This is a genomic window from Nostoc sp. DedVER02, assembly GCF_034530675.2.
Taxonomy (GTDB): Bacteria; Cyanobacteriota; Cyanobacteriia; order Cyanobacteriales; family Nostocaceae; genus Nostoc.
In genome coordinates this window covers 503,391-517,398 of record NZ_JAVRCP020000001.1, presented here as the reverse complement: position 1 = coordinate 517,398, position 14,008 = coordinate 503,391, and the positions used below count along the sequence as shown (strand labels likewise).

The following is a 14,008-nucleotide window of genomic DNA, read 5'->3' as shown; positions in this document are numbered from 1 at the left end:
TTTGGTGTTTATAAAAAAGAAACCAGAATCCAGAATTGAAAATGCAATTAGTGAAATATTCAAGATGTGAATGAATTCTCCAGTCGCACAGAATTATTCTGTTAGCGGATAGCTAAGGTTTAGCCCATTCTGGCTACTGACACCTGAATTCTTTGTTAATAAATTAACAGCAGCCACCACCGCTATAGTGCCAGGTTGAATTGGTAACAATTATTTCTGCTGGGTTGATATTCGCAAGTTTAGCAGCAGTTTTATCACACACTGCTGCGGGAATACCTTTCTGGAGTAAATGTCCTGCTGAGTCGTCGAAGAAAGGTTCAAAGCCAGCATAGATTGCGGTTTTGCCCGTAAAAATACAAGCACCATCTTCGGGGATAGGAACTTTAAAAGAGACAGAATCTAGACTTTCTAAAAGTAAATGTTCGTCTAAATTGTAAGTCTGGGAATCTAGTAGACGATAAGGACGGCGGGCGCGAATTTCAACTTGACCAAAGCCAGAATTTGTAATCCGTTCAGTATACTCTTGATATGTGAGTGCGCCTGATAAACACATGGCTCTCAGTCGTTCATCTTGTTGAAGATGTGTTGGAATTTGACTAGTGGCAATTGGATCGCTCATCTGCAAACGTCCGCCCGGTTTTAATACCCGATAGGCTTCTTTTAAAGCACGGGTTAAATCTTCTGGTTCAAAGATGTTAAAAAGGCAATTCTGCGCCACGATATCAACGGTAGCATCAGCAACGGGCAGCTTAAAAGCATCACCTTCGCGGATTTCTACAAAACTGGTATCAAACCAGGGGTTTTCTTGAGCAGCAATTTCTAAATTGCGTGCGGCTGCTTCCCGCATGGCTTCAACTGGCTCAACAGCAATTACAGCACCTGGATAGCGAGAAAAATAAGCAAATTGCAACGCTTCTAAGCCACCACCAACACCGACATAAAGCACAGTAGGTTGTTTTCCTAGTTCGGTGGGATGAACAGTGGTGCCACAACCATAGTTCATTTCCTGCATTGCCAAAGGAACTTTTAATCCTGGCAGTTGCAAGGGTGTACTTTGCACACAGCAAAGTCCAACTTGTGGGGTTTCGGCAACTTCGCGGTAGAATTGCGCTGCTGTTTCTAGATAGGTCATGCCAGTTTAGATTATTAGATGATGACAGCTTTGTGCATCCTAGTACAATTAACCCTATCTTGGATGAGTTTTCGCTGAGATTGCCAAAAACCTCAAATCTTCATCCGATAAAAGCTTTTGGGGCATCTGTGTTCATCGAAATTTAATATTGGGAATTGGGAATTGGGAATTGGGAATGAGGTTCCAAGGTGGATGAACGGAGTTTTGAGGTGGATGAATCCAGTTCTGAGGTCGATGAATCAGTCCCCTTGTCCCCTTGTCCCCCATTCCCCATTCCTAATTCAACCATGCAATGTGTAGCCGACACCATTCACAATTTGAATCAGGGACTTTTCGTTATCGGCTTCAAGTTTGAGACGTAAGTAGCGTATGTGAAGCTCGATGATGTTGGCATCGCCTATGAAGTCGTAAGCCCAGACTTCTTGTAAAATGCGATCGCAGGTAACTACCTGTCGCGGATGCACTAGTAAATATTCTAGTAAATCAAATTCTTCAGGAGTTAACTCAATTAACCTCTGATTCCTGTACACTTGGCGCGTGCGACGATTTAAACTTAAGTCTTCAAATTCTAAAATATCTGCGGTGTTTGCTTGTTGGCTTCTTCGCAGTTGAGCGCTAACTCTGGCTAATAATTCATCAACGGTGAAGGGTTTTACAAGGTAATCATCAGCACCAGCGTCTAAGCCTGCAATGCGATCGCTCACTTCATCTTTAACGGTTAATAAAATTATCGGCACTTTGTCACCAATACTTCGCAGACGGCGACAAATTTCTAACCCCGATAAACCTGACAACATCCAGTCTAAAATTACTAAATCTAGATGTAACTTACGCGCTGCGGTGAGTGCAGTTAATCCATCGTAGGCAATACTGACTTGATAACCTTCATAATTCAATTCCAATTCGACAAATTGCGCCAGTTTGACTTCATCTTCAACCAGTAAGATGTGCGTCATGATGATGTTAATGATTTCAGCAGGATACGGTAAGCAGAAATACTGTCTGGAAACACTGTCTTCGAGATGCTAGCTACTTAACATAGCAAAACATCTAAATTTAGGTGTAAGTTAGCTTAGTATAAACTTGAGTAAGTAACAACCGTAAGTTTTCAAATACCGATGATTGCTCAATCAAATAACTATCTGACTAGTTCTTAGCAATAAATTGCAATATCTTCACCGCATTTATCGGCAAGATAACAAAGCGCTTTAAAACGTAAACCAACAACTTCATCGTATAGGGGATTTAATTTACACATCGGCGGAATATGAAATAGTTTACGACCAAAAAGCGTAATGTCTCGCTCAAAGGGACACTGAGCAGGGATAGCTTTGCACAAAAAATGAGCCAATTTGGAGTTATGAATTTCTATCGTTTCCAACCAGTCGCGGACTGGGTGCAGTAGGTCATTTTTTGACTGGATTTGGATAAAGCTTGTCATAATTTTTCACCTTAAAACTTCAAACTAGATTGAGTTTGTTCTATCTGAACCTCTATAAATACATACGGTTAGGTTCTATAGTTTTATGCACTGATTCTTCGTTTTTTTTGTTCTCTACAAAAATAGAATCAGTTTCTATGTACACTATTGACTACACGTTCGAGTGCTAGAGTTCCCGATAATTTGTCAGGGTAAATATATCTTTTGTGCAAAACTGCATTTTCAATAGGGAGCTAGTGCGTTGGCGTTGTCTTACACCGTAGCCTAACGCACTGACCATCTTAACTAACCCTACAAAAGCCTGGTATTACAACCAATTACCAACAGCTACACTTAAGTGGACTTTGGATTATTTGCGGTAGCTTGCGGTAAGCTTATGAACATTTACGTTTTATCTTGGTCGCCCCAATGTAGTGATATATAAAGCAGCTTCATCAGCAGGAATACCCAAAACTTCGTTTACTTGATCATCAAAGAATCCACCAATACCACTGACACCGATATTTAGGTGCATTGCAGCTAAATTCAAGCGTTGTCCTAAATGACCGGCATCTAGATGTAAATAACGGTAAACACGATCGCCATATTGTGCGATCGCAGCTTTCAAATCGGCTGTATGAAACAATACCGCCGCTGCATCCCGCCCTAATTCTTGCCCTAAACAGAGAAAATGTAACTCTCGCCGGAAATTTTTAAACCGGATTTGGCGTAATTCTTGGGCTTTGGGTGCGTAATAGTAACAACCTGCCTCCAGTCCTTTGACTCCGCAAACAGCAATAAATGTTTCTATTAAATTCAAATCAAAGTAGTCTGGAGAAATATCTAAACTTTGATCGATGTAATTTTGCGGTTGGTAAGTGAAATCGAGTAAAGCTTTCAATTCATCAAAGGTTAAATCATCACCGTTGTAAGCGCGGGTAGAGCGTCGCTTATACATTGTATTTTCCAATTCTGAAAGCTTTTGTCCCCAGTTTATCGGTGCTGTAGTGGTGGGAATTTTCAAACAGAAAGGAAAGTTATATTTATCCTCCAAAGATTTCTCTTGTTTGATAACTGGTAGATTGAGATTGCCAGTTACACCTGATTGAATCTGAGTGTGTCGGTGGAAATATTTCAGTAATTCACCATCGGGAATTTCGGGATAACTCGTTTCGGTAGCGGAAGGTAAAGCAGTACAACCCAATGGCAGATTTTGATTGATATCTAACAAGTCTGCTAGAGGTAAGACAGCGATCGCACCTTCTTGTTGCGGATCGATATAAAGCAGATCGTTTACCGATTCATCCACAAAGCCACCGATTAAATGAGGGCGATAATCAGTAATCGCGCCAGCCAATTCGATATTACCCAACAGATGTCCCGTATCTAGAAAAATCCGGCGATAAGCCCGATCTTCATATCGCCACGCAGAACGGTAAAATACCGCAGTGACAATAATTGCTAGTTGAGTATTTTCTAGGGAAGGATGCCAGAAACAAGCTGCTTGGAGACTTTGCCAAACATCACTTTCCCAATAATGCATCAGCGAATGAGTCCGACACTGGTAGTTATACAGACCAGGTGGTAATAATGCCGTGCCACGGGAAACCACATACACCTCAGCAGGGTATAATCCGCCTGCACTGGGAGCAGCACGTAAATACACAGCACTACCCATAGAAGGCATTCTCGCCGTCAATCCATAGCTGCGAAACAGCAACCGGGAAAGTCTTTGCCACCATTGAGCATCTGGGTTATTAGCAAATCCCTCTGATTTTTCTTGAATATAGGGTTTGAGATCAAAAGTAGAGCCAATTTTGTACTCTTTGAAAGGCACTGGTTGTTTAGTCCAGTCTAACTGGTGACTTTTGGAGGCAAGAGTCTCAGGATTGTATTTAGTCCGTTCGTGGTAATGCTGGGCAATTGATTGGTGTAATTCTGGCATAGTACTTTTAATATCCTTGGGGCATCCTTTTTTGATCTTGGCATTCATTAGCCCCATTGTTTCGTGTCAATTCGTACAATCCTCAGACTTACAAAGTGGTAATTGGTAACAACTGCATTAGGGAATGGGGAATGGGGCATTGGGGATTGGGGAATGGGGAATCTGGTCAAAAATAATGTAGAGACTTAGCACTGCTATATCTCTACAAGGATTTTGGATAACGCATATTTAATTTCTAGTCTGCCAACCCAAAAATGCTAAGTGAGGGTTCTTTATTGGGGAAAGGGGACTGGGTTTGGGATTTAAACCCTTTCCCCCTTACCCCTTACCCTTTACCCCGCCAAGTTCCCTTGGTGTACCACTAGATATGTCTAATATTCTTTACAACTGCCGAATTGCAATTTCTAAGCCTTCACATACACGACTTAGAAAATCTAAATCTAAAGTAGCGATCGCATCACTGGGTTTGTGATAATGTGGGTTTCGCAAGAATGCCGTATCTGTCACCATCATTGCCGGATAACCCAAATCCCAGAAAGGCGCATGATCGCTAAGTCTAGTTTGGGGAACTATTAAACCTCGATTCGGCACGGGTAGCCATTGACTAGCTACGCCAGCTTTGCGAATATTACGGCTCATCCCAATCAAATCAGGCAATATCCGCAAATTGCCAATTAAAGCAATAAAATCTCCTGTATCTGGATAGAAGCGTTCTAAAGGAGGGGGATAACTTTGAGAACCAGGCGTAGAATCCTTATAACCCAACATTTCTAGAGAAATCATTAAGCGTAGCTGTTGCTTTTGTTGGTGCAACAGGGCTGCATAGTCAGCACTACCCAGTAAGCCGTATTCTTCCATATCGAAAGCAACCAGCCTTAAGGGATATCTGATAGGTTGGGCAGCAAACTTTCTCGCCAATTCCAGCAGCACTGCCACACCCGTGGCATTATCATCAGCCGCAGGTGTTCCCGGAACGCCATCATAATGAGCGCCAATTAAAATCAGTGGCAAATCCTTTTTTTGCCCTTTAGTTTGGCAGGGCAAATTTAATATCAAGTTCTTACAAGCTTTACCCCTAACTTCAAAGGTGTGGATTTCCACACTTCCCCATTGAGAAAATTGCTGGCGAATGTATTCTTGGACAAAAAAATGTCCCGCCGTCGCCATGTAAGGATCGCGTTCTCGCGCTATCTCATTGAGGGAAGTTTGTAATCGCTCTGTTAAATTCAAATTTTTAAAATAGCGGTAATATTAAGGTTTTCAGGCACTCAAAGAGGCAAAAATTTATTATTAAAGTGTATTTAGTAACTTGTAAATCCAGTGCATAGAAGTAACCGGATAACAAGAATTGAGGCTGCTTGGACACAGCAATCATCGTCAATGCTATCCTAGTCTTGCAACTATCTCCTCTAGCTGTACTTGTTAGCTCACTTGCCTTAAAGATGACTATTATACCATTGAGTAAGAGGCAAGGGGGCAGGGAGCAGGGAGCAAGGGGGATAGACAAGAATGGGGATTCAACCCATCTGTTGTGCTAGCTTACCGCAGGGAACGAGAACCACTGATTAGAAGTGGGTGACTCACACCCATGTTCCGCTCTGCATAAGTTAGCAGTCATTTCCCCCTGCTCCCTGCCCCTTCTTCCCCTGCCTCTTTATTGAGGTGTTTTCATCAAATAGCACAAAGCTAGAGGTAGTTTCGCCCAATCATAATAAATATATAAAACACTTTAGGAGAAGAGTAACGCATGGGCAAGGTAGTCGGCATCGACTTGGGTACAACCAACTCAGTAGTCGCCGTTATGGAGGGTGGCAAGCCGGTGGTGATTGCCAATGCAGAAGGAATGCGAACAACCCCCTCCGTAGTTGGCTTCAGCAAAGAAGGCGAAAGGGTTGTAGGGCAAATGGCACGGCGGCAAACCGTCCTCAACCCCCAAAATACCTTTTTTGCAGTTAAACGCTTTATTGGGCGCAAATATGCCGAACTTAGTCCAGATTCCAAGCGTGTACCCTACACCATCCGCAAAGACGAAGTAGGTAATATTAAAGTTGCCTGTCCCCGTCTCAATAAGGATTTCGCCCCAGAAGAAATTTCGGCAATGGTGCTGAAGAAATTGGCAGACGATGCTAGTCGCTATTTGGGCGAACCAGTAACTGGGGCAGTGATTACAGTTCCCGCTTATTTTAACGATTCTCAACGGCAAGCAACCCGCGATGCTGGTAGAATTGCTGGTTTAGAGGTGCTGCGAATTCTCAATGAACCAACCGCTGCATCTTTGGCTTATGGATTAGATCGAGGTGACACGGAAACGATCTTAGTATTTGACTTGGGTGGCGGTACTTTTGACGTGTCGATTTTAGAAGTTGGCGATGGCATATTTGAAGTCAAAGCTACCAGTGGAGATACGCAACTTGGTGGTAATGACTTTGACAAAATAATCGTAGATTGGCTAGCAGAGCAATTTCTGGAAACTGAAGAAATAGATTTAAGACGCGAGAGACAATCTTTACAACGTCTGATGGAAGCCGCCGAAAAAGCAAAAATTGAACTTTCCTCTGTCAGCGTTACCGATATTAACTTACCTTTTATTGCTGCCGATCAAGAAGGCCCTAAACACCTGGAAACTCGTTTAACACGTTCCCAGTTTGAAGGTTTATGTGGTGATTTGGTAGGACGATTGCGGACACCAGTAAAACGCGCCCTCAAAGATGCCGGACTTTCACCTAGAGATATCGAAGAAGTGGTTTTAGTTGGCGGTTCTACTCGAATGCCAATGGTGAAGCAGCTAGTACGGGATTTGATTGGCACAGAACCCAACGAAAACGTCAATCCCGATGAAGTAGTGGGAGTGGGTGCAGCAATTCAAGCCGGAATTCTCGCCGGCGAACTCAAAGATGTGCTGCTTTTGGATGTTACACCCCTTTCTATGGGATTGGAAACCATCGGCGGCGTGATGAAAAAACTCATTCCCCGCAATACCACTATTCCAGTCCGTCGTTCTGATATTTTTTCCACGTCTGAAAATAACCAGAATACTGTGGAAATCCACGTAGTCCAAGGGGAACGGGAAATGGCTGCAAACAATAAGTCTTTAGGACGTTTCAAGCTGTATGGTATCCCGCCAGCCCCACGAGGAATTCCCCAGGTTCAAGTGTCATTTGATATTGATGCTAACGGTATTTTACAGGTAACGGCCCTAGATAGAACCACTGGGCGAGAACAGAGTATCACCATTCAAGGCGCTTCTACCTTGAACGAGTCAGAAGTGAATCGGATGATTCAAGATGCTCAGAAATACGCCGATGTCGATCGCGAACGCAAAGAAAGGGTAGAAAAGCGGACTCGTTCTGAGGCGTTAATTTTCCAAGCAGAACGGCAACTTAGAGAAGTAGCACTCGAATTTGGTATGCAGTTTGCCCGTAGCCGCCGCCAAAGAATTGATAATATTTGCCGAGATTTAAAAGAGAGTCTCAAGGAAAATAGCGATCGCGGTATCGATCAAGCTTATGCCGATTTGCAAGATGCTCTCTATGAGCTAAATCGGGAAGTCCGCCAGACTTATGCTGAAGATGAAGATGACGACTTGTTTGGTACTATCCGTGACATCTTTACTGGTGGTGATAAGGATAGAGACCGCGAATTTCCTAGAGATACATATCGGGAACGCGATTCATACAGTAAAGACTATGGCAGAGACTATGGTCGAGACAATAGCCGAGACTATGGTCGAGACAGTCGTTCTTCCTCTTACGAAAGCCGTCCTCCACGCAAAGCCCGTCCCAGCTACCAAGATAATTGGGATGATGAAGATGATAATGATTGGTTGTAGTACTTTTAATAAAAGTTAGGAGTTAGGAGTGGGAAGTTAAAAATTAAATATTTCAACTCCGTACAGACAAAGATTTTTCGCGTCTCTACTCCTAATTAATCCAAAATCTAAAATCTAAAATTTAAATAACTGACTATGCAAAATTTGTCGAATTTCCGCGATTATTACGAGATTTTAGGAGTATCTAAAGACGCTTCTGCTGAGGAAATTAAAAAAGTTTATCGGCGGTTAGCAAGACAATATCACCCCGATCTCAATCCGGGTAACAAAGAATCTGAGGAAAAATTTAAGGATATTGGCGAGGCTTATGAAGTCCTTTCCGACTCAGCCAAGCGATCGCAATACGACCAGTTTAGCCGCTACTGGAAGCAAAAAGACTTTGCAGGCAACAAACAAGCACCAAAAGCTAAAACTTGGCAGAGTGGCCAAGGCGATCGCAACGGCAATCAGGACTTAGATCCAAGCCAATTCTCCGACTTTGAAAGCTTTATTAATCAAGTTATCGGTGTCAAAAATAAGGGTGGGGCAAGTAAATCTAGTAATGGCAATACTAGCGATCCATTTCGTTCCCCCAGAACAAAAGTTGCTTACACAGTTAGCACTCCACCTCGCGCTACTCGTCGAGATATAGAAGCCAGATTAACGCTACCACTAGAAAAAGCTTATCAAGGTGGTAATGAACGCATTCGTTTAGAAGATGGGCGATCGCTAGAAGTTAATATGCCAATGGGCATGGTGACAGGTCAAACCATTCGTTTGCGAAACCAAGGTGTTGGTGGTGGCGATCTATACTTAAAAATTACCGTTGAGCCTCATCCATTATTTAAGCTAGAAGGCTTAAATATCCTTTGCCAAGTACCAGTTACTCCCAGCGAAGCAGTTTTAGGAGGACAGGTAGAAGCTCCTACTTTAGATGGCCCAGTGAAAATGACCATCCCCCCAGGAGTTAGATCTGGTCAAAAATTTCGGTTAGGGAATAAAGGCTACCCTAGCGATGACGGTAAACGTGGCGATCAATTAGTAGAAATTCAAATAGTTACACCGAAAAATATTAGTCAAGAAGAACAGGAACTATACGAAAAGTTACGGCAAATTGAAACTTTTAAACCCCGTGCTGATTTAATACGTTAGGGATAAAATATCAATCTTAATGAGGCTATTGACCAGAAAAAAGATTAATTTTTAATTAGTCTTCGTCATCTTGAAAAATCGTTTCTATATCTTGTGAACCGTGCAAGATACGTACAATTTCTATGTCTTCGTCTATTGGACGATAAAAAATTAAATAATTTTTTACCGGGAAACTTCGCAAAAAAGGAGCCACTTCATCTCGTAGCCTGCCTATTTTGGGGAATTTGGCCAGTTTTGGAAAGCTTTCTCGCAAAATATCAAAAAGTTTGTCAGCAGCTTTTAAATTATTTGGAGCAAGATATTTCCATATATCCTCAATATCTTGCGCTGCTTGAGTAGAAATACGAAATCGACTCATACAGAATCGCTGTTAGCCAAATTTTGCTGTCCTAGTGCTTTAATATTTGCAAAAAAAGCTGGAAGTGACTCGTCGTTATATTCAGTATACTGTCCACTATCGAGTTGCTTAATACCAATATCAATCTGACTGCGTAATGCTTCTAACTTGAGTTTTTGCAGTTCTTCTTCAAGGCGCTGGAGTTCATCTATCATTTGTTGAAACGCTTGCGCTTCATGCACCACAACCTCAGCTTTCCCATTCACCGTTAGCACAATCGGAGACTTTGTTACCTTGATCCGTTCTAAGTAATCTTTGGCATTACGCTTAAAGTCGGTAAGAGTTTGAATATTTTCGAGATTAATTTTGATCTGCATCGCATCTAATTAAATGCTTTATTAAGATATCTTATCAGATGCTAAACCTGTTGCAATACTTGTCAGGTTTTGGGGAAAAGGGGAAGAAAAAACTTTTAACCCTTCCCCTTTAACCTTTTCCCCAAACCCAATTCTAGGTTCAAAATCCAAAACCCGAGTAGTATTGAGACCTGTTGTGTCTTCTGCAATTCCCAAAGGATTTAAAATATAAAAAACATCTTTGAGCAAAGTGACTCAAACAGCCGTGAATCAAAACAGGGCAATGCCACAAAGCAGTGAACCAACTTATTACTCCCTGCTAGGACTGCATCCCTCGGCATCAGTAATTGATATTCGTCGCGCTTATCGAGAACTGAGCAAACGCTATCATCCTGATACTACAGATTTGCCTACTGCGATCGCTACTTCTAAATTTCAGCAAATCAACGAAGCCTACGCTACCCTTAGTCATCCAGAACGACGTTTAAGCTACGATTTAAAAATTGGCTATTCCCGATTTGGAGTGATTCAACCACCCCCTGACTTGAATCATCCCGTCTCGCGTTCTTATGATTGGTCAAAATCAGCTTACCTTGATGCTAGCGATCGCCCCTTATCATCTGGCGAAATTTTTGCTTTATTTATGCTGGTGTTAACATTTGTAGGTTGTTTGTTATTAGCAGTTGCCATTGGCTTAACTCGTGGTGATGCTGCTTTTCCAACTCACGTACTACAGTCAACTCCATCTGTACAACAATCGATCAACTATGTATCGCAACTAATTACCCTTATGGTAATTAAAAATTAAAAAATTTCCTAATCCAAAATCAAAAATCTAAAATTCCTATGCCTCTTCTTCCCTCTGATACTCCCCTATATAATCATCCCCTGCCACAAATTGAACAGTGGCTAAAAGACCAAGGCTGTAAACAAGATGAAACACAAAGGCATTGCTGGCATGTGCAACGTCCTAGTTGGCAAGCTGAACTATGGCTCGATGTTGAGCAAATTGTAGTACGATATGTCCAATCTGGGGAAAATGGACAAGATATCCAACGCTCCTTCAAGTATTCCCTCAGTCGGGATGATGTAGAACAAGCGGTGTTTTCTGGGCCATAAGGAAGTAGTGAATTCACTGCAAATTTAGACAAAAGTCGATGGCGATCGCATTTCGATAAATTGTAAAATTTGCTTGGCAGGAAGAATCAGGGCTTTAGCCATCGATGGAGCAAGGGTAAGATGAGCGATCGCACGTTTGGGCACAATAAAGCAGCTACATCAACTTTTTCAAATCCGTCCCTTGTCTCACCAACAACTCCGACGCTGGCAAATCCAGTGCGAGGCTTTGGTTTACCAACGAATAATGTTATCCAAACAGTAGCAAAATCAGTCAACCAGCAAACAGCACAGTCTGCTGGTCACAACATTAGTTCCATCGCATTGCATCGTCCCCAAGCAAAACTGACGGTGGGTGCGCCAAATGATATGTATGAGCAGGAAGCAGATCGCGTCGCTGACCAAGTGATGAGTATGCCCGATGGCAAGGGATCTGTGCAGCGTGAAGTAATGCCAGAAGAGGAAGAAGAAATTCAAACCAAAACTCTGGGTAACTCGATTCAGCGCGAGACGATGCCCGAAGAAGAAAAGGAGATCCAAGCCAAAACCTTAGCAGCAACGATCGCGCCGTTAGTCCAGCGTGAAGTAATGCCGGAAGAGGAAGAAGAAATTCAAACCAAAACTCTGGGTAACTCGATTCAGCGCGAGATAATGCCCGAAGAAGAAGAGGAGATCCAAACAAAAACCTCCCCTGATGCAGGTTTTCAAGCGGGGAGCAATCTCGAAAGTCGTCTGAGTAGTAGTCAGGGTGGGGGGAGTGCGCTGCCGGATGAGGTGCGATCGTTTATGGAACCCCGCTTTGGTGTCGATTTTAGTCAGGTGCGAGTGCATACAGGCGGCGAAGCAGTGCAGATGAACCGAGAGTTGAATGCTCAAGCCTTTACACACAAGCAGGATGTTTACTTTGGGGCGGGGAAGGCTCCCGGTAAGGATGCGTTGACTGCCCATGAATTGACCCATGTAGTGCAACAGACTGGCAATATTCAAACTAGTGAATATTTAAATAAATCGTCTGTACAGCGAAAATGTCCAGTCTGCGAGGAAGCTCAAGAGGTACAGCTACCTCAATCACTAGAACAAGAAACGCAAGATTTGCAGTTCAAAAATACAAATACTTTAACAGTACAGCGTTTGGGTGAACCACTTAAAGATAAACCGAACATTAAACCAGCATCAGGCACAACTAAAGATGGAAAACAGCGCCAATATTCAGTCGAACAATACATAGAAATGTGGGAAGCTGAACAGGGGCGCAAGTTAACAGATATTGAGAAACAAACTCTTGCACGGGGGTGTATCGGTATTACTGCTTTAGACCTCAGTGGTGGCGGCAACCCACCGCTTGATGACTGTTATGCTACCTTCGATCAAGCAAAAGCCAAAATGGATAAAAAAAATGAAAGTTTGGCATTGCAAAAAGATGTGGCACTCAATCTAGGTCTGACTGAACTTTATGATTCTTTGAAGGATCAGCGTGCTGTGCTTTTTGCCAAACTATTTTGGTCAAATCAGGATTCGGATGAGAAGAAACGTAAGAAACCAAACAAGAATGCCTTTAGACCTGATAAAAAAACTGGTGAGGTAGACATGAGCGAATACAAATACCTTGATAGGCCAGGTTTTGTCAACTTTGATTACGGATTCTGGGATGAAGCTAGCCAGAGCTTTTGGCACGCCAATCATAGCCAACCAGGGATGAAAGTTTATCAAAGTACCAAAGAAAAGTTTGCCAAAGGTTACATCGATTTTGACAGAATCGTTTATTGTGTTGCGATCGCTAAAAATTACGATCCAGCGAAAGCAGTAAAATCACCTTAGAGCATAAAAAATCGTTATGAAAGATGCGTAGGTTTAACTATGGAAGAGCTAGATTTTGCAGACAAAATCAATCAGAAAACCACGATTCAGGGTATTGCACAAAATGCTTCCCTGGGTGCAGTCCTCATGACAGATGATTACACACCTGTTTACTTAGATGGAATCCCAGAGTGGGATAGTAACATCGCCGAAAGCGAAATAGTCGTAACAGGTATATTGCGTCGTCGAAGTATCGCTCCAAAGGCTACTATTAACCCTAAAGGTGAAGTAAGTCATGGAGTTGATAGCGATAGTTATATTCTAGAAAGTCCAACTTGGACAATTGCTCCATAGTGGGTATTTGCAATAATGCTGTTATATTTTTTACCAGGATTAGCATTAATGCTTGTTTTGGCTGGATGTAATTCTACAAAGTTACCGCTAGCACATCCAAGTGCAGCTGAAATCAATCAGACAGACGCAACAAATAAGAATGCTACTCTCTCTGAAGCAAGCATAAACCAACTTATTACGATTCACGGAAGGGCAGAAAATGCTTCTCTTGGTGCCATTGTACTGACGCAGGATGAGACACCTGTTTATATGGATGGAATTCAAGAATGGGATAGTGACCTTGTAGGTAAGATGATCGTTGTAACAGGTATACTTCGTCGCAAGAGCCTTGCACCAAAAACTATAGTCAGTCCAAATGGTGAAGTTAGTCATGGAATCGACGGTGAGAGTTATGTTTTAGATAACTCTACATGGAAAATTGATCGTACTCGTTGATGCGTGATTGTATTTTAAAAGGGCGATCGCCGATCTTCTTGGGTGGGTATTTCTAAAAATGTGTGTAGGCGTAGCCCGTCGTAGACATCGCATCATAATGATTGAAACCAATGCCCACCCGACTGAATTACTTTTAATTCTTCCTTTTATTCCTAA

15 protein-coding genes are annotated in these 14,008 nt (G+C 42.4%); 7 read left to right on the top strand and 8 right to left on the bottom strand.

Features of this window, described 5'->3' with window-relative positions; genetic code table 11:
• Positions 1-163: 163 nt before the first annotated feature.
• The 5 genes from arsM to RMZ41_RS02225 all read right to left on the bottom strand — a co-directional run bounded on the left by arsM (position 164) and on the right by RMZ41_RS02225 (position 5,727).
• Positions 164-1,132 carry an arsenosugar biosynthesis arsenite methyltransferase ArsM gene (arsM, locus tag RMZ41_RS02245; protein WP_322645055.1) on the bottom strand — a complete coding sequence of 323 codons (969 nt, stop codon included), beginning with the start codon at positions 1,130-1,132 and terminating at the stop codon, positions 164-166.
• Positions 1,133-1,413: 281 nt separating this feature from the next.
• A complete protein-coding gene (locus tag RMZ41_RS02240) occupies positions 1,414-2,088 on the bottom strand; it encodes a response regulator transcription factor (protein ID WP_322645056.1) in 675 nt (224 codons plus the stop codon).
• A gap of 197 nt (positions 2,089-2,285) precedes the next feature.
• Entirely contained in the window at positions 2,286-2,573 is a 288-nt protein-coding gene (locus RMZ41_RS02235) for a Mo-dependent nitrogenase C-terminal domain-containing protein (RefSeq protein ID WP_322645057.1), read from the bottom strand.
• A 391-nt stretch (positions 2,574-2,964) separates the two neighbouring features.
• Positions 2,965-4,497: a SagB/ThcOx family dehydrogenase gene (locus tag RMZ41_RS02230; RefSeq protein ID WP_322645123.1), complete on the bottom strand. Its 1,533-nt coding sequence runs from the start codon at positions 4,495-4,497 to the stop codon at positions 2,965-2,967.
• A 381-nt stretch (positions 4,498-4,878) separates the two neighbouring features.
• Positions 4,879-5,727, bottom strand: a complete 849-nt coding sequence (locus RMZ41_RS02225) for a M28 family peptidase (RefSeq protein WP_322645058.1) — start codon at positions 5,725-5,727, stop codon at positions 4,879-4,881.
• A 517-nt stretch (positions 5,728-6,244) separates the two neighbouring features.
• Between RMZ41_RS02225 and dnaK the strand changes: the two genes are divergently transcribed.
• Both dnaK and RMZ41_RS02215 read left to right on the top strand, forming a co-directional pair.
• Positions 6,245-8,326 (top strand): molecular chaperone DnaK, encoded by a 2,082-nt coding sequence (gene dnaK, locus RMZ41_RS02220; protein WP_322645059.1) that lies wholly within the window; start codon positions 6,245-6,247, stop codon positions 8,324-8,326.
• A 135-nt stretch (positions 8,327-8,461) separates the two neighbouring features.
• Positions 8,462-9,457 (top strand): DnaJ C-terminal domain-containing protein, encoded by a 996-nt coding sequence (locus tag RMZ41_RS02215; RefSeq protein WP_322645060.1) that lies wholly within the window; start codon positions 8,462-8,464, stop codon positions 9,455-9,457.
• A 55-nt stretch (positions 9,458-9,512) separates the two neighbouring features.
• Here RMZ41_RS02215 and RMZ41_RS02210 read toward each other — a convergent pair whose 3' ends face one another.
• Genes RMZ41_RS02210 through RMZ41_RS02200 form a run of 3 tightly spaced genes read right to left on the bottom strand, consistent with a single transcriptional unit; the run spans position 9,513 to position 10,399 of the window.
• Positions 9,513-9,815, bottom strand: coding sequence for a type II toxin-antitoxin system RelE/ParE family toxin (locus RMZ41_RS02210; protein WP_322645061.1), 303 nt, complete (start codon positions 9,813-9,815; stop codon positions 9,513-9,515).
• The gene (locus RMZ41_RS02205; protein WP_322645062.1) at positions 9,812-10,171 is read right to left on the bottom strand and encodes a type II toxin-antitoxin system Phd/YefM family antitoxin; all 360 of its coding nucleotides are present in this window, start codon (positions 10,169-10,171) and stop codon (positions 9,812-9,814) included. Before RMZ41_RS02205 ends, RMZ41_RS02210 begins: the two co-directional genes overlap by 4 nt.
• Before the next feature lie 21 nt (positions 10,172-10,192).
• Positions 10,193-10,399, bottom strand: coding sequence for a hypothetical protein (locus RMZ41_RS02200; protein WP_322645063.1), 207 nt, complete (start codon positions 10,397-10,399; stop codon positions 10,193-10,195).
• 34 nt (positions 10,400-10,433) lie between these two features.
• Here RMZ41_RS02200 and RMZ41_RS02195 point away from each other — a divergent pair, with 34 nt between their 5' ends.
• From RMZ41_RS02195 to RMZ41_RS02175, 5 genes are all read left to right on the top strand, one after another.
• Positions 10,434-10,958: a J domain-containing protein gene (locus tag RMZ41_RS02195; RefSeq protein WP_322645064.1), complete on the top strand. Its 525-nt coding sequence runs from the start codon at positions 10,434-10,436 to the stop codon at positions 10,956-10,958.
• A 38-nt stretch (positions 10,959-10,996) separates the two neighbouring features.
• On the top strand, positions 10,997-11,269 hold the full coding sequence (locus RMZ41_RS02190; RefSeq protein WP_012412225.1) for a DUF3143 domain-containing protein: 273 nt from the start codon (positions 10,997-10,999) through the stop codon (positions 11,267-11,269).
• 120 nt (positions 11,270-11,389) lie between these two features.
• A complete protein-coding gene (locus RMZ41_RS02185; protein WP_322645065.1) occupies positions 11,390-13,084 on the top strand; it encodes a DUF4157 domain-containing protein in 1,695 nt (564 codons plus the stop codon).
• Between the two features lie 39 nt (positions 13,085-13,123).
• Positions 13,124-13,417, top strand: coding sequence for a hypothetical protein (locus RMZ41_RS02180; protein WP_094342731.1), 294 nt, complete (start codon positions 13,124-13,126; stop codon positions 13,415-13,417).
• Positions 13,418-13,432: 15 nt separating this feature from the next.
• Positions 13,433-13,852, top strand: coding sequence for a hypothetical protein (locus RMZ41_RS02175; protein ID WP_322645066.1), 420 nt, complete (start codon positions 13,433-13,435; stop codon positions 13,850-13,852).
• Positions 13,853-14,008: the final 156 nt, after the last annotated feature.

Bases quoted from the DNA above. Each gene is read 5' to 3' on its own strand.
- RMZ41_RS02210 (WP_322645061.1), bottom strand. From the start codon at position 9,815: ATGAGTCGATTTCGTATTTCTACTCAAGCAGCGCAAGATATTGAGGAT.
- RMZ41_RS02240 (WP_322645056.1), bottom strand. From the start codon at position 2,088: ATGACGCACATCTTACTGGTTGAAGATGAAGTCAAACTGGCGCAATTT.
- RMZ41_RS02235 (WP_322645057.1), bottom strand. From the start codon at position 2,573: ATGACAAGCTTTATCCAAATCCAGTCAAAAAATGACCTACTGCACCCA.
- RMZ41_RS02230 (WP_322645123.1), bottom strand. From the start codon at position 4,497: ATGCCAGAATTACACCAATCAATTGCCCAGCATTACCACGAACGGACT.
- RMZ41_RS02205 (WP_322645062.1), bottom strand. From the start codon at position 10,171: ATGCAGATCAAAATTAATCTCGAAAATATTCAAACTCTTACCGACTTT.
- RMZ41_RS02195 (WP_322645064.1), top strand. From the start codon at position 10,434: ATGCCACAAAGCAGTGAACCAACTTATTACTCCCTGCTAGGACTGCAT.
- RMZ41_RS02175 (WP_322645066.1), top strand. From the start codon at position 13,433: ATGCTGTTATATTTTTTACCAGGATTAGCATTAATGCTTGTTTTGGCT.
- RMZ41_RS02215 (WP_322645060.1), top strand. From the start codon at position 8,462: ATGCAAAATTTGTCGAATTTCCGCGATTATTACGAGATTTTAGGAGTA.
- dnaK (WP_322645059.1), top strand. From the start codon at position 6,245: ATGGGCAAGGTAGTCGGCATCGACTTGGGTACAACCAACTCAGTAGTC.
- arsM (WP_322645055.1), bottom strand. From the start codon at position 1,132: ATGACCTATCTAGAAACAGCAGCGCAATTCTACCGCGAAGTTGCCGAA.
- RMZ41_RS02185 (WP_322645065.1), top strand. From the start codon at position 11,390: ATGAGCGATCGCACGTTTGGGCACAATAAAGCAGCTACATCAACTTTT.
- RMZ41_RS02180 (WP_094342731.1), top strand. From the start codon at position 13,124: ATGGAAGAGCTAGATTTTGCAGACAAAATCAATCAGAAAACCACGATT.
- RMZ41_RS02190 (WP_012412225.1), top strand. From the start codon at position 10,997: ATGCCTCTTCTTCCCTCTGATACTCCCCTATATAATCATCCCCTGCCA.